At 60.2% G+C, this 20780-nt stretch carries 20 protein-coding genes and 1 tRNA gene; 8 read left to right on the top strand and 13 right to left on the bottom strand.

Going from position 1 to position 20780, the window contains the following annotated elements; all coding sequences use genetic code 11:
• The coding region (locus ACGSLL_RS20585; protein ID WP_394507733.1) for an integrase core domain-containing protein at nucleotides 1–243 on the top strand (243 nt) is incomplete at its 5' end.
• A gap of 693 nt (nucleotides 244–936) precedes the next feature.
• Here ACGSLL_RS20585 and ACGSLL_RS20580 read toward each other — a convergent pair.
• Both ACGSLL_RS20580 and ACGSLL_RS20575 read right to left on the bottom strand, forming a co-directional pair.
• A complete protein-coding gene (locus ACGSLL_RS20580; RefSeq protein WP_394507732.1) occupies nucleotides 937–1860 on the bottom strand; it encodes a LysR family transcriptional regulator in 924 nt (307 codons plus the stop codon).
• Nucleotides 1861–1914: 54 nt separating this feature from the next.
• Nucleotides 1915–2889, bottom strand: a complete 975-nt coding sequence (locus ACGSLL_RS20575) for an MBL fold metallo-hydrolase (protein ID WP_394507738.1) — start codon at nucleotides 2887–2889, stop codon at nucleotides 1915–1917.
• Nucleotides 2890–3146: 257 nt separating this feature from the next.
• Here ACGSLL_RS20575 and ACGSLL_RS20570 point away from each other — a divergent pair, with 257 nt between their 5' ends.
• A complete protein-coding gene (locus tag ACGSLL_RS20570) occupies nucleotides 3147–3578 on the top strand; it encodes a helix-turn-helix domain-containing protein (protein WP_258449700.1) in 432 nt (143 codons plus the stop codon).
• A 124-nt stretch (nucleotides 3579–3702) separates the two neighbouring features.
• Nucleotides 3703–6558: an ATP-binding protein gene (locus tag ACGSLL_RS20565; protein WP_394507731.1), complete on the top strand. Its 2856-nt coding sequence runs from the start codon at nucleotides 3703–3705 to the stop codon at nucleotides 6556–6558.
• Here ACGSLL_RS20565 and ACGSLL_RS20560 read toward each other — a convergent pair.
• Nucleotides 6535–7986, bottom strand: a complete 1452-nt coding sequence (locus ACGSLL_RS20560) for an ATP-binding protein (protein ID WP_394507730.1) — start codon at nucleotides 7984–7986, stop codon at nucleotides 6535–6537. The two genes, ACGSLL_RS20565 and ACGSLL_RS20560, sit on opposite strands and share 24 nt — an antisense overlap.
• A 90-nt stretch (nucleotides 7987–8076) precedes the next feature.
• The gene (locus ACGSLL_RS20555) at nucleotides 8077–9027 is read right to left on the bottom strand and encodes a GlxA family transcriptional regulator (RefSeq protein ID WP_394507729.1); all 951 of its coding nucleotides are present in this window, start codon (nucleotides 9025–9027) and stop codon (nucleotides 8077–8079) included.
• 214 nt (nucleotides 9028–9241) lie between these two features.
• Between ACGSLL_RS20555 and ACGSLL_RS20550 the strand changes: the two genes are divergently transcribed.
• On the top strand, nucleotides 9242–9964 hold the full coding sequence (locus ACGSLL_RS20550; RefSeq protein WP_394507728.1) for a pirin family protein: 723 nt from the start codon (nucleotides 9242–9244) through the stop codon (nucleotides 9962–9964).
• 48 nt (nucleotides 9965–10012) lie between these two features.
• On the opposite strand, the gene ACGSLL_RS20545 is transcribed toward ACGSLL_RS20550, so the two are convergent.
• Together ACGSLL_RS20545 and ACGSLL_RS20540 are read right to left on the bottom strand one after the other, a co-directional pair.
• A complete protein-coding gene (locus tag ACGSLL_RS20545) occupies nucleotides 10013–10483 on the bottom strand; it encodes a hypothetical protein (protein WP_090282692.1) in 471 nt (156 codons plus the stop codon).
• 250 nt (nucleotides 10484–10733) lie between these two features.
• The gene (locus tag ACGSLL_RS20540) at nucleotides 10734–11609 is read right to left on the bottom strand and encodes a LysR family transcriptional regulator (RefSeq protein WP_394507727.1); all 876 of its coding nucleotides are present in this window, start codon (nucleotides 11607–11609) and stop codon (nucleotides 10734–10736) included.
• Nucleotides 11610–11719: 110 nt separating this feature from the next.
• Here ACGSLL_RS20540 and ACGSLL_RS20535 point away from each other — a divergent pair, with 110 nt between their 5' ends.
• The 3 genes from ACGSLL_RS20535 (at nucleotide 11720) to ACGSLL_RS20525 (ending at nucleotide 15033) form a co-directional block, all read left to right on the top strand.
• Nucleotides 11720–12919 (top strand): YbfB/YjiJ family MFS transporter, encoded by a 1200-nt coding sequence (locus ACGSLL_RS20535; RefSeq protein ID WP_394507726.1) that lies wholly within the window; start codon nucleotides 11720–11722, stop codon nucleotides 12917–12919.
• A gap of 60 nt (nucleotides 12920–12979) precedes the next feature.
• Nucleotides 12980–13978, top strand: coding sequence for an NAD(P)H-quinone oxidoreductase (locus tag ACGSLL_RS20530; RefSeq protein WP_394507725.1), 999 nt, complete (start codon nucleotides 12980–12982; stop codon nucleotides 13976–13978).
• Nucleotides 13979–14088: 110 nt separating this feature from the next.
• Entirely contained in the window at nucleotides 14089–15033 is a 945-nt protein-coding gene (locus tag ACGSLL_RS20525; RefSeq protein WP_394507724.1) for an alpha/beta hydrolase, read from the top strand.
• A 29-nt stretch (nucleotides 15034–15062) separates the two neighbouring features.
• Here ACGSLL_RS20525 and ACGSLL_RS20520 read toward each other — a convergent pair whose 3' ends face one another.
• On the bottom strand, nucleotides 15063–15392 hold the full coding sequence (locus tag ACGSLL_RS20520) for a hypothetical protein (RefSeq protein WP_394507723.1): 330 nt from the start codon (nucleotides 15390–15392) through the stop codon (nucleotides 15063–15065).
• Nucleotides 15393–15588: 196 nt separating this feature from the next.
• Between ACGSLL_RS20520 and ACGSLL_RS20515 the strand changes: the two genes are divergently transcribed.
• A complete protein-coding gene (locus ACGSLL_RS20515) occupies nucleotides 15589–15864 on the top strand; it encodes a hypothetical protein (protein WP_394507722.1) in 276 nt (91 codons plus the stop codon).
• Between the two features lie 113 nt (nucleotides 15865–15977).
• Here ACGSLL_RS20515 and ACGSLL_RS20510 read toward each other — a convergent pair whose 3' ends face one another.
• From ACGSLL_RS20510 to pheT, 6 genes are all read right to left on the bottom strand, one after another.
• Nucleotides 15978–16265 carry a hypothetical protein gene (locus ACGSLL_RS20510; protein ID WP_090282685.1) on the bottom strand — a complete coding sequence of 96 codons (288 nt, stop codon included), beginning with the start codon at nucleotides 16263–16265 and terminating at the stop codon, nucleotides 15978–15980.
• A gap of 922 nt (nucleotides 16266–17187) precedes the next feature.
• On the bottom strand, nucleotides 17188–17364 hold the full coding sequence (locus ACGSLL_RS20505) for a hypothetical protein (RefSeq protein WP_394507721.1): 177 nt from the start codon (nucleotides 17362–17364) through the stop codon (nucleotides 17188–17190).
• A gap of 225 nt (nucleotides 17365–17589) precedes the next feature.
• Nucleotides 17590–17666, bottom strand: a tRNA-Pro gene (locus ACGSLL_RS20500).
• Between the two features lie 89 nt (nucleotides 17667–17755).
• A complete protein-coding gene (locus ACGSLL_RS20495; RefSeq protein ID WP_003179985.1) occupies nucleotides 17756–18112 on the bottom strand; it encodes a MerR family transcriptional regulator in 357 nt (118 codons plus the stop codon).
• Nucleotides 18093–18395 (bottom strand): integration host factor subunit alpha, encoded by a 303-nt coding sequence (gene ihfA / locus ACGSLL_RS20490; RefSeq protein ID WP_002553164.1) that lies wholly within the window; start codon nucleotides 18393–18395, stop codon nucleotides 18093–18095. Before ihfA ends, ACGSLL_RS20495 begins: the two co-directional genes overlap by 20 nt.
• Nucleotides 18396–18398: 3 nt before the next feature.
• Nucleotides 18399–20777, bottom strand: coding sequence for a phenylalanine--tRNA ligase subunit beta (gene pheT / locus ACGSLL_RS20485; protein WP_394507720.1), 2379 nt, complete (start codon nucleotides 20775–20777; stop codon nucleotides 18399–18401).
• Nucleotides 20778–20780 lie beyond the last annotated feature (3 nt).

Here is a 20780-nt window from a genome sequence, read left to right as displayed (position 1 = left end):
AGCCGGAAAGGTAATTGCTGGGATAACGCAGTGATGGAGCGCTTCTTCCTGAGTTTGAAAATGGAACGGGTATGGCGACGTGACTACGCCAACCATGCTGAAGCGATCCGGGACATCACCGAGTACACTGTTGGGTTTTACAACAACGAACGGCTGCACTCAAAACTGGGGTATCTGCCACCGACCGTTTATGAGCGGGCGATGGCGTCAAAACCACCTATCGAGGTGTCCGGAATTAGTTGACCACTGCACCAGTGATACCCGTGCGCAACGGGACGGCTCTCAGGCCGCCATCGCTTGCAGGCAAGCTCGTACAAGATCCGCGCTCACCCTAAGGCCGAGTGCCAGCTCGCCTGCTTTTGATGTTGCCCTTGATCCAACGGGTCAACTCGAAAATCAAAAGCCCCTCACCCTAGCCCTCTCCCGGAGGGAGAGGGAACTGACCGAGTGGTTTGGGCGAGGTACGCCACCTGAGATACCGAGTCGAATGTGAGTTTTGAATGGCACGCAGATCGGCTCCCTCTCCTCGGGGAGAGGGCTGGGGTGAGGGGCGAATCCACCGCAAATCCCAAGCCATGCGACGCTTCTAACCACTCAACAATGAGCGTTAGCTCGAGTGCCCTTGATCTTGATCTTGATCTTGCGTCACCGGCGACATCGGAAGGCTGAGTGGAGGGATTGATCCGGGCGTGGGAGCGCAGCGACCGTCTGGCGTAGCCAGACACAGCGGACGTAGGTGCAGCGCAGCAAACCGTAGCCGCTGCGCCCGGATCGATCCCGGAGCGAAGGAACCCGAGCCTGCGAGGGCCGTACGTAGGAGCAAGCCTTTTGGTTCCTTTTTGGCGTCTGAAAAAGGGACTCGCCGTAAGGGCGAAACCGCCAGCCGCAACACCCGCAGCAACGGATATGCCCCCATTCATCCAGAAACACAAAGCCTCAGCTAGGCCGAATATCCAGCGGCGCCGCCATGAACTGACTGATCCTCGACCTGAGCCACTTCTCCGCAGGGTCATTGTCATGCACCCCACTCCAGGCCATCGACAACTGCGCCGCATCGATCGGAAACGGCGGATCTTCAGCACGCAACGCACAGCCCTCAACCAAAGCGCAGGCAGCATAATCCGGCACAGTGGCAATCATCTCGGTGCCAGCCAACAACGCGCGTAAACCACTGAACTGCGGCACACCGAGAACGACACGGCGACAGCGGCCGATCTTCGCCAGATCCAAGTCGATATTGCCGCTCAGGTCGCCAGAGAACGACACCATCGCATGCGGACGCTCGCAATATTCGTCCAGCGTCAGCGGCCCCGGACGGTCATCACCGCGCAATACCTTGCAGGGAATGTCGCGCAGCTTCTTGCGCTTGGCATTGGCCGGCAGATCCGTGGTGTAGCTTACGCCCACCGAGATTTCCCCCGAGGCCAGCAGCGCTGGCATCAGTAGATAGTTGGCGCGCCGCACCACCACGACAATCCCCGGCGCTTCCTGCTGCAACTGGCGCAACAGCGGCGGAAACAGACCGAACTCGGCGTCGTCCGACAGGCCGATGCGAAACACGTCGCAACTGCTCGCCGGCTCGAACTCCTTGGCCCGGCTGACCGCCCCGGAAATCACATCCATCGCCGGCTGCAGTTCCTTGAGAATCGCCAGCGCCCGCGCGGTCGGCTCCATGCCGCGCCCATTGCGCAACAGCAATGGGTCGTCGAACAGGTCGCGCAAACGGCCGAGCGCCGCGCTGACAGCGGGCTGGCCCATGAACAGCTTTTCGGCGACGCGGGTCAGGTTCTTCTCGAACATCAGCGCCTCGAAAATCACCAGCAGGTTCATGTCGACGCGACGCAGATCGTTACGGTTCATGGGCATGTCGTCCTTATCAATGTCAGCCGCTCAAGCGGATCGGCGCTACGCACTTTACTCGATCAACGGTACTTTGGCCGCGCGTTTATACGGGCCGTATTCCACCGGCACCCATTGGAAATGTTTGCCTTCAGCGGTGATGTGGCCGATCCCCGGGAACGGCAAATGCGCAGCGGTGACCCACGTCTTGCTCGCCGCCGCTGCACTGAACACGGCCTGCCGGCTATTGATCGCCTGCTGGCTGTTGACGTCGAAGCCGATCGACACTTCCGGATGCAGGAACTGCACCGCGAGGTTGTGTACCAGATCGCCCATGAACACGATGCTCTGCTTCTGCGAGGTGAAACGATAAGTGGTGCTGCCTGGCGTATGCCCGGCTTCGAGGGTCGCTTCAACCACGCCCGGCAGCGGCGACTCGCCTGCGCTGAAGGTCTTGAAACGCCCGGCGGCAACGTAAGCGGCAGTGGATTGCTGGGCGATCTTGAAGAACTCCTTGGCGCCGGCCGGAGCCTTGGCCAGTGCGGCTGGGTCGAGCCAGTAATCGGCTTCAGCCTTGGCCGCGTACACCGTGGCGTTGTTGAACAATGCCTGCTGTTGCCCGTCGACCAGACCGCAGACGTGATCCAGGTGCAGGTGCGTCAGCAGAATCGTATCGACCTGCTCCGGCTTGTAGCCGGCCGCCTGCATGTTGCTCAGCAGCTGGCCAGCGGTGGCGCCAATGCATTGGCCGGCGCCGCTGTCGACCAGAATCAGTTGTTTGCCGGTATTGACCAGAAAGGCGTTGAACGCGGTCTGCACGCCCGGCGTTTCAATCGAACGGCGCGCCAGCAGCGCGCGAATCTGACTCTGACTCATGCCTTGCAGCAGCTTGGGCGACAAGTCGTTGTAGCCGTCGAACAACGCCGTGACTTCGTAATCGCCCACCGCCAGGCGGAAATAGCCCGGCGCCTGAGTGCCCACTTGTGGCGCTTGCGCCATTGCGCAGGACATCGCCATTGCGAGCGTCATCGCTGTCGCGGCTTTGAACATGCTTTTCATCGAACTCTCCTGAACCTGGCCGATTGCGGCGGTCCTGTCGGATCGCCACGCTTGCCCAGATCGTGGCGCAAAACGCCCGGCGCAGACTTGCAAGCATGTGCTGAGTTCCGATCGATGCGCGGCAATTAACAACGATTAACTCGTCAGCGTGGCGCCCGCGCTGAACAATGCCGTCACTCGCACAGCGTTGTTTTTTGACCTGACGGGATGCGCCTTTCGTGCATTCCCCATCGACACGGACCTTGGCCATGGCTCAATTGCAACCCACCGTCGCCCTCGCCCCTGCCCGCCAACCGGATACACCCGCTATCGGCGGGCTCAGTCCGCAACGCGAACGGCTGGTCAAACAACTGATCCTCGAACGCCTCGGTGACAGCCTGGAAGTGGCCGAACTGGCCCGCGCGTGTTCGCTGTCGCGCAGCCATTTTTCCCGCGCCTTCAAGTGCAGCACCGGGCTTTCGCCGCAGGACTGGATTCGCACCCAGCGCATCGCCCGCGCGAAATTGCTGATCCAGCACACCGATCTGAGCCTGACCCACATCAGTCTGGAATGCGGCTTTTGCGATCAGGCGCATTTCTGTCACATGTTCACCCGCAGCGAAGGCATCAATCCGTTCGCCTGGCGCTGCCAGATCATGCGCGAACCGCGGCCTCTGCGCTCACAGCCCGGCGTACTTTGATTGAGACCACCGTTGCACCGATGCGCGAACCTGAGGATCATGCCCAGACACCCGAACCAGAGAGCCCGCGCCTGCGCGCGCGACTGTTCGGTACCGTCCGTCGCAGCGCCGCAGGAGTGAGCTGTTGAGTCTTTCCCCGAATCAGGCCATCGGCTTTGGCCCCTATCGGATCCATCCCGGACAACGCCGTGTATTCGAAGGCGAGCAACCGCTGCGTCTGGGCCGACGGGCGATGGACATTCTGCTGATTCTGCTGGCGCAGGCCGGCGAAGTGGTGAGCAAGCAGGAACTGATGGCCGGCGTCTGGCCGGACAGTGTGGTCGAAGAAATCAATTTGCGCGTGCACATGGCGGCATTGCGCAAGGCGCTCGGTGACGGTCAGGCCGGCCAGCGTTATATCGTCACGGTGGCGCAGCGAGGCTACAGTTTTGTCGCGCCGCTCCTGCTGCATTCCATGGAGGAGCGTCCTTTGGACGATGCCGGCGGTCGCCACAATCTGCCCTTGCGGGGCACGCGCATGATCGGCCGTCAGCCCCTGGTCGACAGCCTGATGAGCGACTTGCCGCGCCGACGCTGCATTACCCTGGTCGGCCCTGGCGGGATCGGCAAGACCACCGTGGCGCTGCGCGTCGCGGAACAGTTGATCGGCTTTTACCGCGACGGTATTCGCCTGGTGGATCTGGCGCCGCTCAACGACCCTGCGCTGATCGGCTCGCACATCGCCGCCCTGCTTGATCTGGTAGTGCCTGAAGGTGATTCGCTGGGCGCGCTGGTCAACGCGCTGCAACCGCGGCAGATGCTGTTGCTGCTCGACAACTGTGAACACCTGATTGATGCCGTCGCGACCCTCAGCGAAAGCATTCTGCGCGGTGCCCCCAAAGTGCACATTCTTGCCACCAGCCGCGAAAGCCTGAGGGCCGAAGGCGAATGCGTTCAGCGCCTGGGCGCGCTCGCCTACCCGTCGATGAATACGATGCTCAGTCGCGGGCAGATACTCGAATTTTCGGCGCTGCAACTGTTCATCGAGCGCGCCACGGCCGCTCAGGAAAGTTTCGAGCTGAGCGATGCCCAATTGCCACGGGCGATCGAGATCTGCCACCGGCTGGACGGTATTCCATTGGCGCTGGAACTGGCGGCCGCGCAGGTTGCCGAACTCGGTCTCGACGGCCTGCTCGGGCAGTTGCAGGGTCGCCTGCCGCCGTTGAGCAAAGGCCGACAAAGCAGTCATGAACGCCACCTCACGCTGCGCGCTACGCTGGACTGGAGTTTCAATCTGCTGGAGCGTTGCGAGCAGACCTGCCTGCGTCGTCTGGCGGTGTTTCGCGGCGGCTTTACTCTGGAATCGGCAGCGGCGGTGATCGTCGGCGAGCAGATCGATCCGAGTGTGGTGTTCGTCTCGATCACTCAATTGGTCGCCAAATCCTTGCTCAGCGTCGAGGTCGGCGATGAACAGGTGTTCTATCGCCTGCTCGACACCACCCGCCGCTATGCGCTGGAAAAACTCGAACAGGCCGCGGAATTCGATGACACCCGTGACCGTCACGCCGAGCGCTGCCTGGCGCTGATGCAGCAAGCGAAAAGCGAGTGGGAGCACACCCCGACGGTGTTGTGGATCGAACGCTACGCCCGCGGGCTCGAAGATTTGCGCGCGGCGCTGGAGTGGAGTCTGCACGGCGCCGGCTCCGCTGGATTGGGGATCCGTCTGGCAGCCGCCTCCGCACCGCTGTGGCAGGAATTGTCGCTGCTAAAGGAATATGGCGGCCATGTCCGCCGTGCACTGTGCCTGTTCGATGAGCGCGACGAGCCTTGCCCGCGCCTTAAGATCACGCTGAAACTGGCCTTGGGCAGTGCCTGCTACCACACCTGGGGCGGCACCGCCGAAACCATCGACGCCTTTGCCCAGGCACAACAACTGGCGCAGGCGCACAACGACGTTGCCGGCCAATTACGTGCGGTGTCCGGGCACATGGCGGTCAACCTCAGTTGCGGGCATTACCGCCTGGCGCTGGCACAGAGCGAGCAGTTCGACCGCCTCGGCCTGCACGGTGACCCGTTGCTGTCACTGAGCACGCACCGCTTGCGCGTACTGGCGCTGCATTATGCCGGCGACCAGCCGCAGGCGCGCACGCATGCCGAGCAGGTCTTGCAGCGCATGGCGCACAGCGGCAACGTCAACCGTTTCACCCACGGATTTGGCGTGCAATACGACCAGAGCGTGGCCTCGTTGACGGTGCTGGCGCGGGTCTTGTGGATGCAAGGTCTGCCCGAGCAGGCATGGCGCGCGGCGCGGCAAGCACTGGATATCGCCGTGCAGATCGACCACGGCACCTCGATCTGTTACACCCTGGCCTTGGCCACTTGCCCGATCGCTCATTACAACGGCGATCAACAAAACGCCCGCATGCTGCTGCGCCTGCTGCTGGAGCAATCGCAGAAGCATTCGGTGCTGTTGTTCAATCATTGGGGGCGGCACTATGCGCAGGTGATCGATGCAGACGGCATCGACCACCTGCCGACGCAAAGCGGCGGGTTGATCAGTGAAATCATGGTCACGCTGGATGGGCGTTTCGTCGACGATGCGTTGCTGCAGCGAGCATTGAGTGGCGAGGCGGGATGGAGCACGGCGGAGATCTTGCGCGCTCAGGCGCAGGCATTGCTAATGCAGGATTCCGGATGCGCCTCAGATCCCTGTGGGAGCTCGCTTGCCAGCGATGGCGTCCTGTCAGACAACGCCAATATCAAGCAAGCCGAACACCTGCTGCAACAAGCCCTGACCACCGCCCGCACCCAGGGCGCCCTCGCCTGGGAACTGCGCAGTGCCACATCACTGGCGCAACTCTGGCAACGCCAGTTGCGCGGTCATCAAGCACTGAATCTGCTGCGTCCTGTCTTTGAGCGGTTCAGTGAGGGCCATGCGACCCCGGACTTGCGCAAAGCGCGCGGGCTGATCAAGGCCTTAAGTGAAGGCATGCACGCCTGAGACGCGGCGTAACTGATCAATGTAGCGCGCATACCGGCGCTCAAGTTCGACCTTTTCCCCGCTGCGCTCAAGCTGCTCGCGCGCATAACATCGAGTGGTGTTGAGCATCCGGTAGCGGCAAGCGCTGCCGCTACCCTCCTCCGTCAGCAGCGATTTGTGCACCAGGCTTGTGATGATCGCGGCGAGGCGCGACGAGGCCAGTTGCGTGCAGCAGACCACCGCCAGCGTCGCCTCAAATGTGAAAGGCATCTTGAATACCGACAAGCGTTGCAAAACGCGCTGCTCCGGCTCACTCAAGCGCTGATAGCTGCAGTCCAGCGCAGCCTGCATCGACTGATGGCGCGGCACGGCGGTACGCCGGCCCTGGCTGAGCACCTGCAGACCGTTAGCCACGTGCGCGTGCAGCCCGACCAGACCCAGCGCATCGATCTGCGCCGCCGCCAGTTCGATCGCCAGTGGCAAGCCGTCCAGTTGCCGGCAAATTTCGCGTAGCGGCTGCACATCCTGAGCGCGCAGCTGGAAATCATGCTGGCGCGCCCGAGCACGACTGACGAACAACTGCACTGCCGGACAGCCCATGGCCTCAGCGACATCATCGACCGCCACAGGCTTTGGCATGCTCAAGGGTGGCAGTTGCTTGAGGACTTCACCCTTGACCTGCAAGGGCTCACGGCTGGTAACCAGAATGGACACACGAGGCGCCGCGCCTGAAAATTTTTCGATCAGCGCCTTGCAGGCCGCATCCTGATGCTCGGCATTATCCAGCACCAGCAAGGCATGACGCTCGCACAGCCCGGCCAGATCGCTGCCGAGCCGGTCCAGACAAAGCCCCAGCAATGGAGTGTCATCGCTAATCTGCGCGAGATCGACATGCCAGACGCCATGGCGAAAATACTGCACCAACAGTTCCGCTACACGCAGGGCCACGGTGGATTTGCCCACGCCGGTCGGGCCGGTAATGGTCAGCAGGCGACACGCTGGCATGAGTCGCATCAGACTGCCCACCAGCGCATCGCGGCCGATCACCGGAATCAGCCGCGCGGGCAGGTTGTGCGGTGGCGGATCGGCAGGCGTCTTCGGCGCAGCACTGTCGCGATGCACCGGGGCGATGAAACTGTAGCCACATTGCGGCACATTAACGATATAACGCTGACCGTTGCCACCGTCCCCCAGTGCGCGCCGCAATGCCGCAATGTGCACCCGCAGGTTGATTTCCTCGACCACCGATGTCGGCCACACCTGTGCGATCAATTGCTCTTTGGTGACCACCCGACCGGCGCGTTCAACCAGCACCTGCAAAATGTCCAGCGCACGACTGCCCACGCGCACTGGCCGATCCCCATTGAGGATCAGTCTTTGTCGCACATGAAAGGTATAAGGGCCGAAACGCAGCACTGACACCGGGTTGAAATCATCGAGGCTGTTCATGCCAACCATCTTGGCAGCGTTCGATGACGCGACAATGGCGACACGGGGCGCAACACGGACATACCGAGGCGCCAGACGGACAGAAACGCTCTAGCTGAACTGTTCGCGGTACTGCGCCGGGGTCAGGCCGAGCTTTTCAGCGAACAGCGAGCGCATGTGTCGGACACTGCCGAAACCGCTCTTGTAGGCCACGGTCTTGAGCGGTAACTCACTGGTTTCCAGAAGATTTCGTGCACAGTCGACGCGGGCGCTTTGCAGAAACTCCATCGGCGTCATGTTGATTTCCCGGGCGAACACCCGCGCGAAGTGCCGCGCACTCATATTGGCGATGGCGGCCATGCGCTCGACCGTAAACGCTTCGTCGAGATGCTCCAGTACGTAGCTCTGCGCGCGGGTAATCGGGGTTTCCTGCGGCGCCACGGCCGCCATCAATGGGCTGAACTGTGCCTGCCCGCCCTGCCGCTTCATCACCACCAGCAGGACTTTGGCGACATCCTGGGCAAGTTTCTTGCCGTGATCGCGCGCCACCACGGCCAACGCCATATCGATGCCTGCGGTGACACCGCCAGACGTAATCAGGTTGCGATCTTCGATATAGATCTGATCGGTGGCGACATCGGCCTTGGGAAACGCCCTGATCAGTCGCTCGGTGTAATTCCAGTGGGTGGTCACCTTATAGCCGTCAAGCAGACCGGCATGTCCCAATACAAAAGCGCCAGTGCAGATCGAACCGTAATACTCGGCACGCTGCACGGCGCCTTTGAGCCAGGCGAACAAAGCAGGGAACTGCTGGTTATAGGCACCGGGGCCGCCGGGCACGAGCAACAGGTCATAGCGCTCGGTGGCTTCTTCGATTGTCCGGTCGGCCTGCACCATTACGCCGTTGGATGCCCGCAGCGTGCCGGACTCAGTACCCAGAGTGACCAATTGATAGTGCGCGTCGGGCTTGAGGTAGCGGTTGGCAACCGCAAACACCTCCAGCGGCCCGGCCATGTCGAGCAGGAGAAAGTCGGGGAACAGCACCATTGCCACGGTTTTCATGGGAGCACGTCACTTCAATCGGAGAACATGAGACAGGCCGGACATTATGACCAAGCGAGGCATTCCAGGCGCGAAAAATTGTGTGAGCAGCCTCGCACAACTGTCAACCTGATCAGGACAGTCTTTCAGTTTCCACCTACTTATTGGTTTTCACGGTTAACAGTAACCTTCTCCTCACTCGGACGAATTCACGTCCCGCCAGGAGATTTTAATCATGCTGACTCTTCGCAAAGCCTCCGACCGTGGCCTCGCCAATCATGGCTGGTTGAAGTCGTTTCACACCTTTTCCTTCGCCAGCTATCGCAACCCTCGCGAACAGGGTTTCTCCGACCTGCTGGTGATCAATGATGACCGCGTTGCCGCCGGCAAAGGTTTCGGCCAGCACCCGCACCGCGACATGGAGATCTTTTCCTACGTGCTGGAAGGTGCGCTGGAACACAAGGACACGCTGGGCACCGGCTCGGTCATCCGCCCCGGGGACGTGCAACTGATGAGCGCCGGCAGCGGCGTGGCGCACAGCGAGTTCAACCATTCGGCCACCAAGCCTGTGCATTTCCTGCAGATCTGGATCGTGCCGGAAGTCAGCGGTGCCAAACCTCGCTATCAGCAGGAGCATTTCACCGCGCAGAAAAAACGCGGTCGCCTGCAATTGATCATCTCGCCTGACGGCAAGGACGGCTCGCTGAAAGTACGCCAGGACGCACGTGTGTTCGCCGGGCTGTTCGACGGCGAAGAAAGCGCCACGCTGAAACTGCCGGCCGACCGTTACGCGTATGTGCATGTGGCACGCGGTAGTGTTGAACTCAATGGCCAGCCATTGCAGGAAGGCGATGGTGTGCGGGTTCGCGAAGAACAGTTGCTGACCTTGAGCAACGGCGTCGATGCCGAGGTGCTGGTATTTGACTTGCGGCCGCAGGAGTTGCCGCAGATGCCATGACGCAGTGTTCCTACACTCATGAGAACGGCCTTCCGATGAAGGCCGTTTTTATTCGGGTGATTTGCTCCACGGCAGCATCGGCGGTATGGGCACGGTGAACTCCTTGCCCGCCTGAATCGCCGCCAACGTCGTCTGGACCGCTGCGTAGGTGTTGGCCTGATTGGCATAACAGGCACCGACGACGATGGCGACCAGCCCCACCAACTGCACGGCGGCCGCTGCCCAGACATTGGCTTTCGTCGTGCTTGCCTGCCTGATGGCTTCTTTCGATTCCTGTGCAATGTTCTGGATTGCCGAAGACATTAATTCGAAGCGTTTATCTCGTTCTGACTGGGCTCTGTCTCGCTCCGACTGCGCCCTGTCCATCTCTGACCGAATCCGGGAGTCTGCCTTGTCCCGCTCGGCCTGAGCCGCCAGGAATGCATCAATACGCATCGATACGCCTTCCATCCGCGCATCCATCCTTGCTTCTATGGTCTCGATCCTGGCATCGAATTCTTCGCGGCTTATGCTGCTCATGGTGTGCGTGTTCCGGCTGTCGTTGAATGGATCACTGTCTGAATGTTGCCTCAATTCCCTGGCTTTCAATTCGTCACCTTTGGCGGTTACCGAGACCTTCCGTGGTCGATCGTTTCAATGCGAGCCCTGTGACTCTCACCGGACTGTGGAAACGATAGAGCTGTTAGCCGATGCTCACAAGCCGGCCGATTCGGCCTGGTTTGTAGGCGTTTTCGTCAGCCAACGTAGCCTCCTCAAAGCAGCCTTGAGGTCATTGATTTTCCGGCGCAAACGCTTCGACTATCTGCTCGATTACCGCCCTCACCCGCGCCGTGTGGCGCAAATCCGCATGAGTCACCAGCCACACGTCGTACGGCAGCGGTCGCGTGCGTTGTGGCCACAACCTGATCAGGCCATCGCGTTCGCCCATGTATACCGGGATTTCTCCTACACCCAGACCCGCCGCAATCGAGCGGCGCACCAGCAGACTGGAGCTGAGACTGGCGACGATTCGCCCGCGACCCAACGGTTCGGAGACCAGCGTCAGGTCTTTCTTGCTTTGCAGATAGGGTTGATAGACCACCAGATCATGGCCTTCAAACGCCGTGTCTGTTTGCGGTGAGCCATTGGCGTCGATGTAAGCCTGCGAAGCGAACAGGCCCACCGGCCAGCGGGCAATGCGTCGGGCGATCAGGTCGGGATTGTCCGGCCGGGTGTTGCGCACGGCGATATCGGCTTCGCGTTTGGCCAGGCTGAGAATCTGCGTGGACGCATCCAGTTGCACGCGCACGTCCGGGTGCCGGGCATGCAAGCGCGCCATGGCCGGGATCAGGAAATCAATGGCCAGCGAATCGGTGGTGCTGACTCGCACGGTGCCGGTCAGGCGATCGTCCAGGCCCTCGATCTGCCGCTGCAGATCGAGCGCCGACTGCTCCATTTTCTCCACGCTCTTGAGCGCCGCTTCGCCGACCGCAGTCAATGCGTAACCGTCGGAAGTACGCAGGAACAGCGTTGCACTGAGGGTCTTTTCCAGCGCCGTGATACGCCGTCCGACAGTCGCCTGATCCACACCCAGCACCCGCGCCGCGCCCCGCAGCGTCGACTCACGGCAAACCGCCAGAAACACTCGTGCGTCATCCCAATTCATGTTTTCCCCTGAAATGCAAAAATGCATCAGCGAGCTGCTTAATCACTGCACTAATGCAGCGACGATAGCGGATATGCTCGATGGCATAAACCTTTCTTGAGATCGCTGTCATGCGTACTTCAACCTCCTCCGGCATCTGGATGCCGATCTTCGCCGGGCTCTGTGCCAGCCTGGTCAGCATTGGCCTGGCGCGCTTCGCTTACACCCCGTTGATCCCTTCGCTGATTGAGGCCCGCTGGTTCAGCGCCAATGATGTGGTCTACCTCGGCGCGGCCAATCTGGTCGGCTACCTGATCGGCGCGCTACTCGGTCGGCCGACGGCGCGCCAGCTCGGTAATAAAAATGCCTTGCGGCTGATGATGCTGTTGGTCACGGCAGCGTTTTTCGCCTGTGCATTCCCGTTGTCGGTGAGCTGGTTCTTCGGTTGGCGGCTGCTGTCGGGCATTGCCGGTGGCGCCATCATGGTGCTGGTGGCTGCAACCGTTCTGCCGCATGTGCCGACAGCGCGCAAAGGATTGGCCAGTGGTGCGATCTTCCTCGGCATCGGCCTTGGCATCGCTGGCTCCGGGACGTTGGTGCCGCCGCTGTTGAGCTTGGGCTTGCAGGCAACGTGGCTGGGCCTTGGGGCTTTGGCGCTGATGCTGACCGCACTGAGCTGGTTCGGCTGGCCGGACGACTTTGCCCATCCGTCGGTGACACATGAAGTGACGGGCGCAGAGCCAACACCGCGCGCGGTGTATCTGTTGTTCGCCCAGTACGCGTTCATGGCCGCAGGGCTGGTGCCGGCGATGGTGTTTCTGGTGGACTACGTCGCACGTGGTCTTGGCGCTGGCGCGCATACCGGTGCACTGATCTGGGTGATGTACGGTCTGGGCGCGATTGTCGGGCCGGTGAGTTATGGTTTTCTTGCCGATCACCTGGGCGCTCGCTCCGGCATTCGTTTGGTGCTGGCGGTGCAAGCGGTTGCCCTCGGCCTGCTGGCGGTCTCTCACGCGTTTCTGGCACTGGCGTTGCTGGCGGTGATTCTCGGTTCCTTCCCGCCGGGGATCGTGCCGCTGGCCCTGGCGCGGGTGCATGAGCTGGTGCCGGAGCATCATCGTCAGCAGATTGCCTGGAGCCGCGCGACCGTGTCGTTCGCCACGTTTCAAGCCTTGGCCGGGTTTGCCTATTCGGCACTGTTCAATGCCAGTGGAGGTCATCACACACTGTTGTTCGTGATCGCCGCAGGCGCAATCGTCTTTGCGCTATTGCTGGAATATGCCGTGAAGTGGCTGCCCGTCGCGGCTGGACCACGCCGTTGCACAAATTGAGGGGAATCATTGCCCACCCGGCAAGCTCCCATTACAGAACGTACGCCTACAGGAGTCGACATGTCCCTGCCCAATGAAATGACCCGCATCGAAATCACCGAGCCCGGTGGGCCCGAAGTTTTGCAGCCCAAGCGCGTGCCGCTGCCGGTCGCCGCCGCCGGCGAAGTGCTGATTCGCGTGCATGCCGCCGGTATCAATCGCCCGGACGCCCTGCAGCGTGCCGGTAAATACCCAATGAAACCCGGTATGAACCCGATTCCAGGGCTGGAAGTCTCCGGTGAAGTCGTCGCGCTTGGCGAGGGTGTCAAGCAGTTCGCCATCGGTGACCGCGTCTGCGCGCTGACCAATGGTGGCGGCTATGCCGAATACTGTGCGGTTCCAGCCGGCCAGACGCTGCCGATCCCTGACGGCCTCGACTGGGTGCATGCTGCGGCCATTCCGGAAACCTTCTTCACTGTCTGGGCCAACCTGTTCGGTCTTGGCGGCGCGAGCCGCGGCCAGCGTGTGCTGATTCACGGCGGCACGAGCGGCATCGGCACTACCGCGCTGATGCTGTGCCGCGAGTTCGGTATTGAAGCATTTGCCACCGCCGGCAGCGCCGATAAATGCGCAGCGATCCGTGAGCTTGGTGGCGAGGCGATCAACTATCGCGATGAGGACTTCGCCGCGGTGATCGCTGAGAAGACCAGCAATCAGGGGGTCAACGTCATTCTCGACATTATGGGCGGCTCGTACTTCAACAGTAATGTCAGCGCACTGGCAATGGACGGCCGACTGGTCATGCTCGGCTTCCTTGGCGGCGCCCGGGCCAACGACATCGACCTGCTGGCCATTCTCGGCAAACGCGCGGTGGTCACCGGTTCGCTGCTGCGCGCTCGCACCGCTGCAGAAAAAGCCGAGATCGCTGCGCAACTGCGCGAACATGTCTGGCCAGCGCTGGCTGCCGGGCACTGTCTGCCGATGATCCATAAGGTCTACCCGCTCTCCGATGCGGCAAAGGCCCACGCTCATATGGAGTCGGGTGACCATATCGGCAAAATCGTACTGCAGGTGAGTTGAGCCGCAGCATCTTGTAATCAATGCAGCCGGACAGCGGTCGAAAAAATCACGCGCAGACCTGAGCATCTGGTAAAAGGCGTTCTTTGTCTGCGCTTGGGTGAAACGTTTAAATGTTCCGGTCCTTCATGACGCGTCTGCGCCGTCGCCGTCTGGCGTTCGCCTGCATGGCCGCGTTGATCATCGGCGTGCCGATCAGTTGTGCTGTGCTCGAACACACAGAGCGCACCCTGCTGTTTCGCATCGAACCGGGCAATGCCGGCTGGTATCGCGGTTTGCCCGGCAGCGTGCAGGAACTCGACCTGCAACCGAAAAGCTTCAAGGCCGGAGAAAACATTCATGCCTGGTGGTGGCCGGCGGAGAAAGCCGATGCGCCGGCGATTCTTTATCTGCACGGGGTCCGCTGGAACCTCACCGGGCAGCTGTTCCGCATCGAACAACTGCGTGCGGCGGGCTATTCGGTGCTGGCCATCGACTACCGTGGCTTTGGTCAGAGCAAGGGTGATCTACCCTCGGAAAGCAGTGTTTATGAAGACGCTCGCGTTGCGTGGGAGCGCTTCCAACAGCTGCAACCGAACCCGAACAAACGCCTGATCTATGGTCACTCTCTGGGCGGCGCGGTAGCGATTGATCTGGCCGCTGAACTCGGACAGCAGGCTGCTCGCAGCCACTCGCCCTTACCCGTGCGCGGTCTCGTCATTGAGTCGACCTTCACGTCGCTGGCCGACGTGGCTGCCGCCGTCGCCAATACCTCGCTACCCGTGCGCTGGCTGTTGTCACAGAAATTCGATTCCATCGACAAGATAGCCGACATTCACATGCCACTGCTGGTGGTGCATGGCCAGGCGGACGCCTTCGTACCGCCGCGCTTCAGTGAACAATTGTTCAATGCCGCTGAGCAGCCCAAACGCCTGCTGCTGGTGCCCGGAGCGACACACAACAACAGCATGGCGCTAGGCGGCCGGGACTATCGCAAGGCACTGGATGCGTTGATGCAGACCCAACCATCGCCGCGGGTTGCCGGGCCGGCAGTGGCCAAGGGCTCCGGCGACTCCTGAGCTGTCCGGTCAACCTACGCACATCGGCATCAGCGCCGTGCCAGCTCGTGGCGTACGCACTGTTCGTAATAGGTCTGCTTGACCGCCGCGGGCTTTAGCTTGGAACTGCTGTTATAGGTTTGCTCGGTAATGCCCATCGCGGTCATGCGCATCCAGGGCTGCTGGAACCGCCGAACCTGCAATTGTTTTCGCGCGCCATACAACGAGACTCCAGAGAGTTTTGACCGCTGCGCGCCGGCAGCAATGTCCGAGCCCCAAGTGCAGGCAAAGCGATGGCTCTTGCTTAGCTCTTTTGCCTGCACGCCCGAGACGATCAAAGTCAGCGTAATCATCGCAACAGTGATAACAATCGTCCGCATATAGCCGACCTAACCTTCTGAAAAAAGGCGATTTTGCCGGGACAGATCAAGTCCGGGGGCCAGCAATTTGCCTTCCTGCGAGGACTCCCCTTTGAAACGAATGCATTCCGAGTCCTGCCGCTCGTCCAGTCCCTAGCACCTTTGGCGGGCTGGCTTATCCATAACAGTACATTCCGCCCTGCAGAAGGTTCATGCAATGAACAGGAAAATCGCCGCCTTATCGTTCGCCAGTCTGTTTCTGATCGGCCCGCTTCACGCATCGGCAGCCGAAACGACAGCGGGCTCCGCGACCCCGGCCACCGCCCTGCCGGGTGTCAATCATGCACAAAGCTCCCGCGACCATGATGAGAAGGCTAACAAGAAAGGCGAAGAGTCATCGGGTGCCAACGCGGGGTCACAGCCTCATGAGACGGAGAAGGATGCCGCCACGTCCAGTGACTCTAAAGATCTCGAGAAAAAGCCCACCCAGTGATATCCAATGGACAACTCGAAGACCATCCGGTCTGTAGCTCGGGCATCCAGAAATGCAAAGGCCAATGTCATCGACATTGGCCTTTGCATTTCAGTCTCGAAGAAACCGGTTCGTCATTGCTTGGTGCACTGAGCACCCAGTCCCATTCCCATCGACCCCAGCGCAACCATCGGGCCGCTCGGCAGTTCGCACTTGTATTCACCGCCATCGGTTTGAGCGGTGTAGTAGGTGGTATTGAAGTCGTTGCGGATGTTGGAAACCTTGATAACGGGTTTGCCAATGGTGGTCTGCGCTCGATCCTTCAGATCACTTTCTCCCGGTTTGACGGTCTGGCATCCAGAGACCGCGAGCGCGAATGTTGCGAGTAAAACCAGAACCGGGACAGTCCTTGATGAGTTCATTGCAGATCGACCTTTTTGATTTTTTATGCCGGAAAATTTTGACAGCAAGCTGTCAGGCGATAGGACTTTAAAGTCGAGCCGGGACAGGGGCAATTAGGTCGGATGTGCTAGTGGCTGAAAGCTACCGTCGCTCCCGACGAGGTTTTGCAACTGCTTTCGGGTGACGCACGGATATTTGCGCGACCTCAATTACCAAATTAGAAAAAATGAATTAGCCACTTGATCCTTCGGTCAAGAATTATGAATGCAGTAAATCTGACGAGGTGACAGCAATGACTATCCAGGCAGAGACACTCGCAAAATTGACTGAAGCGCTTAAAGAGCGAGGCATGAACAGGGTTTCAGACATCCATTTCACCCGCGCGCCTTACCGATACAACCATCGCTGGATTTGTATTGTAGAGTGAATGTGCTGACTGCCTGCGGCTGGATCGAAGTGTCTAGCGTGGGCGCCTCGGCCCAGCTCTTTTTGCGCCACGATAGCGAGGTCGTCGACTGTTGAGAATTTATCCATAATTCGACGGCAACAAAAAACCCGGCACGGTGGCCGGGTCTTGTGACTGGTCCAGGATCATGGCGCCTTTTTCGCACCGCCGTTATCCCGGCCTGTCTGAGCATCCTGGTCAGAACCGGGATTCCCGGGTGGCGGGTTCCAGTCCTCTGGTCGCTCCTCGGCCCCCTGTTTTGGTTCAGAGACAGCCTGTTCCAGGCCAGAATCATGGCCCTTGCCAGAGTCCGGCGTTTGCTCGCCAGGTCCCGGATAAGGAGCATCAGGACCGTTGTTGTCGTCAATCATCATTCTCTCCCGTCAGTGAGCGCAGGACTGCGCTTACTACTGAGAGACGATCCGACGCCAGGGAGTGCAATTCGCTCGACGAGTGGAAATTAAAAAGCCCGTATAACAAGGAGGCCCGCGAGGCCATCACTTATTACGCTGCAGCCAACCTGTCAGCATGAACACCAGACCAGGTATCAACAGGCCCGGCGCGACATAGGCTAAGGTTCCGCTGGCGAGAAGACCAGTGAGACCGAAAACGAAGCCGCAAATCGTCAGCGGCAGTCCCACGATAAACATTGGCTGCTTGAACGCCTTATCCATTACGAGATTCCATTCTGAGATTTTTCTCAAACGACGGGAGCCCGCAAATGATGGCGGGCGAGAAATTCCATCAACCGTGCGCAAGATTCCGATTCATGGCTGAAGTAGTGCCCGCGGTCGTCCAGAAGCAGCGTAGACGAGAAGATCCCATTCGAGAAGCCCCCGCAAATCTACCGCCCATGAAAAAGCCCAACTGGTGAAGTTGGGCTAAGTCATTGAAAAATATGGTCGGGACGGAGTGATTCGAACACTCGACCCCTAGCACCCCATGCTAGTGCGCTACCGGACTGCGCTACGCCCCGACTGATGTTGCATCTCGTTCTTCACCTCGAAGAACGCTCAAGAATATAGCGCAAGCATTTGAAAACTGGAAGTATTCAAACGCTGCTTTTTATTTCTTGAGTACTACCAGCACGTCTTCGAGTTCGGCAATCATCTGCCGAATCATCTGCTTGTACTGGGTGGTGTCGTCTTTGGCCTCATCGCCGGACAGGCGCAGGCGTGCGCCACCGATGGTGAAACCCTGATCGTAAAGGAGCGCGCGGATCTGCCGGATCATCAGCACGTCCTGGCGCTGATAATACCGGCGGTTTCCGCGGCGTTTGACGGGGTTGAGCTGAGGAAACTCCTGCTCCCAGTAGCGCAGCACGTGTGGTTTTACGGCACACAGCTCGCTCACTTCACCAATGGTGAAGTAGCGTTTGCCCGGGATGACGGGTAGTTCGTCGTTATGACTTGGTTCCAGCATAAGCCTCAACTCGGGCCTTCAACTTCTGCCCTGGACGAAAGGTGACCACACGGCGAGCCGTGATCGGGATTTCTTCCCCCGTTTTCGGGTTGCGGCCAGGCCGCTGGCGTTTGTCCCGAAGGTCGAAATTGCCGAAACCGGACAATTTGACCTGCTCGTTGTCTTCGAGAGCGTGCCTGATTTCCTCGAAAAACAGTTCTACCAATTCCTTGGCTTCCCGCTTGTTCAGGCCCAGCTCTTCATACAGACGTTCCGCCATCTCAGCTTTCGTCAAAGCCCCCATACGTCACTTCCTTAACGTGGCGTTCAACCTTTGTTCGAGCGAGGTGAGGATATTTTGCGTCGTCGAATTCACCTCATCGTCATTAAGAGTGCGCGATGGATGCTGCCAGGTCAAGCCAACGGCGAGGCTTTTTCTATCAGGATCAATGCCTTTACCCTGATACACGTCAAACAGCCTGAGATCTGTGAGCCATTCGCCTGCATTTTCACGGATTACGTCCAGTACAGCCGAGGCTGCGACGTCTTTATGCGCGATCAGTGCAAGGTCACGACGCACTTCAGGAAAGCGCGACAACTCGTGGAATTTCGGCATTTTACCGAGTGCCACTTCTGCCAGAACCAGCTCGAAAACGAAGACCGGACGATCCAGGCCCAACGCTTTCGACAATTCCGGGTGAATGGCGCCGATGAAACCGACCTCACGGCCTTCGCGTTCAATGCGCGCGGTTTGGCCCGGGTGCAGCGCCGGGTGTTTGCCCGGTGCAAAGGTGAACGAATCCAGCGCGCCAGCGAAGCCCAGCACCGCTTCCACATCAGCCTTGACGTCGAAGAAGTCCACCGTATCGCGACCCTGCGCCCAGCCTTCCGGCAGACGGCTGCCGCAAACCACACCCGACAACATCGGTTCTTGCTTCAGGCCGTCGAGCTGACCGACAAAACGCAGGCCGCTTTCGAAAAGACGCACGCGATCCTGTTGACGATTGAGGTTGTGCTGCAGCGCTTTGACCAGGCCCGGCCACAGCGACGAACGCATGGCAGCCATGTCATTGGAAATCGGGTTGGCCAGCAACAGAGGTTCAACGCCCGGATTGAACAGTTCGAACTGACGCGGATCGATGAAGCTGTAAGTGATCGCTTCCTGATAGCCGCGAGCGACCAGCAGACGACGCAGCTCCAGCAGATCGCTACGCGCTTCTGCCTTGGCTTGTGGTGCCAGACGTGCTTGCGGGTAACGAACCGGCAGACGGTTGTAGCCGTAGAGACGGGCCAGCTCTTCGATCAGATCGACTTCCAGGCTGATATCGAAGCGATGGCTTGGCACTTCAACGCGCCATTGCCCTGCCCCATCGGCGGTAATCTTCAGACCCAGCCCGCCGAGCAGGCTTTCGACCTGAGCCGAATCCATTTCCATGCCCAGCATTTGCGTGATGCGCTGGGAACGCAGGGTGATCGGCGCGATCGACGGCAGGTGCTGCTCGCTGACCGTCTCGATGATCGGGCCGGCTTCGCCACCGGTGATGTCCAGCAGCAGGCCAGTGGCGCGCTCCATGGCTTCACGGGCCAGTTGCCAGTCAACGCCACGCTCGTAGCGGTGCGAGGCGTCAGTGTGCAGGCCGTAGGAACGGGCTTTGCCAGCTACAGCGATCTGGTCGAAGAACGCACTTTCCAGGAACACGTCGCGCGTGGTTGCGGAGACACCGCTGTGCTCACCGCCCATCACACCGGCAATTGCCAGCGCACGGGTGTGGTCAGCGATCACCAGCGTATCGCTACGCAGGCTGACTTCCTGACCATCGAGCAGTACCAGCTTCTCGCCCTCTTCGGCCATGCGCACACGGATACCGCCATTGATTTCGGCGAGATCGAACGCGTGCAGCGGCTGACCCAGTTCGAGCATCACGTAGTTGGTGATGTCGACGGCAGCGTCGATGCTGCGCACGTCGGCGCGACGCAGACGCTCAACCATCCACAAAGGTGTCGGCTTGGACAAATCAACGTTACGGATCACGCGGCCCAGATAACGCGGGCATGCGGCGGGCGCCAGTACTTCGACCGAGCGTACCTCGTCGTGCGCAGCGGCAACAGCGGCCACGACAGGACGCGTTACTGGCGCTGCGTACAGCGCACCGACTTCACGGGCCAGACCGGCCAGCGAGAGGCAGTCGCCACGGTTCGGGGTCAGGTCGACCTCAATGCTTGCGTCTTCCAGATCCAGATAAACCCGGAAATCTTCGCCCACCGGCGCATCGGCCGGCAGCTCCATCAGACCGTCGTTGCCTTCGCCAATCTGCAACTCGGCTTGCGAGCACAGCATGCCGTTGGACTCGACGCCGCGCAGCTTGGCCTTTTTGATCTTGAAATCACCCGGCAGCTCGGCGCCGATCATGGCGAACGGGATCTTCAGGCCCGGACGCACGTTCGGCGCACCGCACACGACCTGGAAGGTTTCCGCGCCATTGCTGACCTGGCACACGCGCAATTTATCGGCGTCAGGGTGCTGCTCGGTGCTCAGCACCTCACCCACCACCACACCGCTGAATACACCGGCAGCCGGGGTCACGCTGTCGACCTCCAGACCGGCCATCGACAGACGGGCAACCAGCTCGTCACGGTCTACCTGCGGGCTAACCCAGCCACGCAGCCATTGTTCACTGAATTTCATCCT

This window comes from Pseudomonas retamae, assembly GCF_043496865.1.
Taxonomy (GTDB): Bacteria; Pseudomonadota; Gammaproteobacteria; order Pseudomonadales; family Pseudomonadaceae; genus Aquipseudomonas; species Aquipseudomonas retamae.
The sequence above is the reverse complement of the archived record's forward strand: the minus strand, read 5'-3'. Positions and strand labels throughout refer to the sequence as shown.

Bases quoted from the DNA above. Each gene is read 5' to 3' on its own strand.
- ACGSLL_RS20580 (WP_394507732.1), bottom strand. From the start codon at position 1,860: ATGAACCGTAACGATCTGCGTCGCGTCGACATGAACCTGCTGGTGATT.
- ACGSLL_RS20525 (WP_394507724.1), top strand. From the start codon at position 14,089: ATGTTCCGGTCCTTCATGACGCGTCTGCGCCGTCGCCGTCTGGCGTTC.
- ACGSLL_RS20540 (WP_394507727.1), bottom strand. From the start codon at position 11,609: ATGAATTGGGATGACGCACGAGTGTTTCTGGCGGTTTGCCGTGAGTCG.
- ACGSLL_RS20560 (WP_394507730.1), bottom strand. From the start codon at position 7,986: ATGAACAGCCTCGATGATTTCAACCCGGTGTCAGTGCTGCGTTTCGGC.
- ACGSLL_RS20530 (WP_394507725.1), top strand. From the start codon at position 12,980: ATGTCCCTGCCCAATGAAATGACCCGCATCGAAATCACCGAGCCCGGT.
- ACGSLL_RS20545 (WP_090282692.1), bottom strand. From the start codon at position 10,483: ATGAGCAGCATAAGCCGCGAAGAATTCGATGCCAGGATCGAGACCATA.
- ACGSLL_RS20495 (WP_003179985.1), bottom strand. From the start codon at position 18,112: ATGCTGGAACCAAGTCATAACGACGAACTACCCGTCATCCCGGGCAAA.
- ihfA (WP_002553164.1), bottom strand. From the start codon at position 18,395: ATGGGGGCTTTGACGAAAGCTGAGATGGCGGAACGTCTGTATGAAGAG.
- ACGSLL_RS20555 (WP_394507729.1), bottom strand. From the start codon at position 9,027: ATGAAAACCGTGGCAATGGTGCTGTTCCCCGACTTTCTCCTGCTCGAC.
- ACGSLL_RS20570 (WP_258449700.1), top strand. From the start codon at position 3,147: ATGGCTCAATTGCAACCCACCGTCGCCCTCGCCCCTGCCCGCCAACCG.
- ACGSLL_RS20535 (WP_394507726.1), top strand. From the start codon at position 11,720: ATGCGTACTTCAACCTCCTCCGGCATCTGGATGCCGATCTTCGCCGGG.
- ACGSLL_RS20575 (WP_394507738.1), bottom strand. From the start codon at position 2,889: ATGTTCAAAGCCGCGACAGCGATGACGCTCGCAATGGCGATGTCCTGC.
- ACGSLL_RS20515 (WP_394507722.1), top strand. From the start codon at position 15,589: ATGAACAGGAAAATCGCCGCCTTATCGTTCGCCAGTCTGTTTCTGATC.
- ACGSLL_RS20510 (WP_090282685.1), bottom strand. From the start codon at position 16,265: ATGAACTCATCAAGGACTGTCCCGGTTCTGGTTTTACTCGCAACATTC.
- ACGSLL_RS20520 (WP_394507723.1), bottom strand. From the start codon at position 15,392: ATGCGGACGATTGTTATCACTGTTGCGATGATTACGCTGACTTTGATC.
- pheT (WP_394507720.1), bottom strand. From the start codon at position 20,777: ATGAAATTCAGTGAACAATGGCTGCGTGGCTGGGTTAGCCCGCAGGTA.
- ACGSLL_RS20550 (WP_394507728.1), top strand. From the start codon at position 9,242: ATGCTGACTCTTCGCAAAGCCTCCGACCGTGGCCTCGCCAATCATGGC.
- ACGSLL_RS20505 (WP_394507721.1), bottom strand. From the start codon at position 17,364: ATGGATAAGGCGTTCAAGCAGCCAATGTTTATCGTGGGACTGCCGCTG.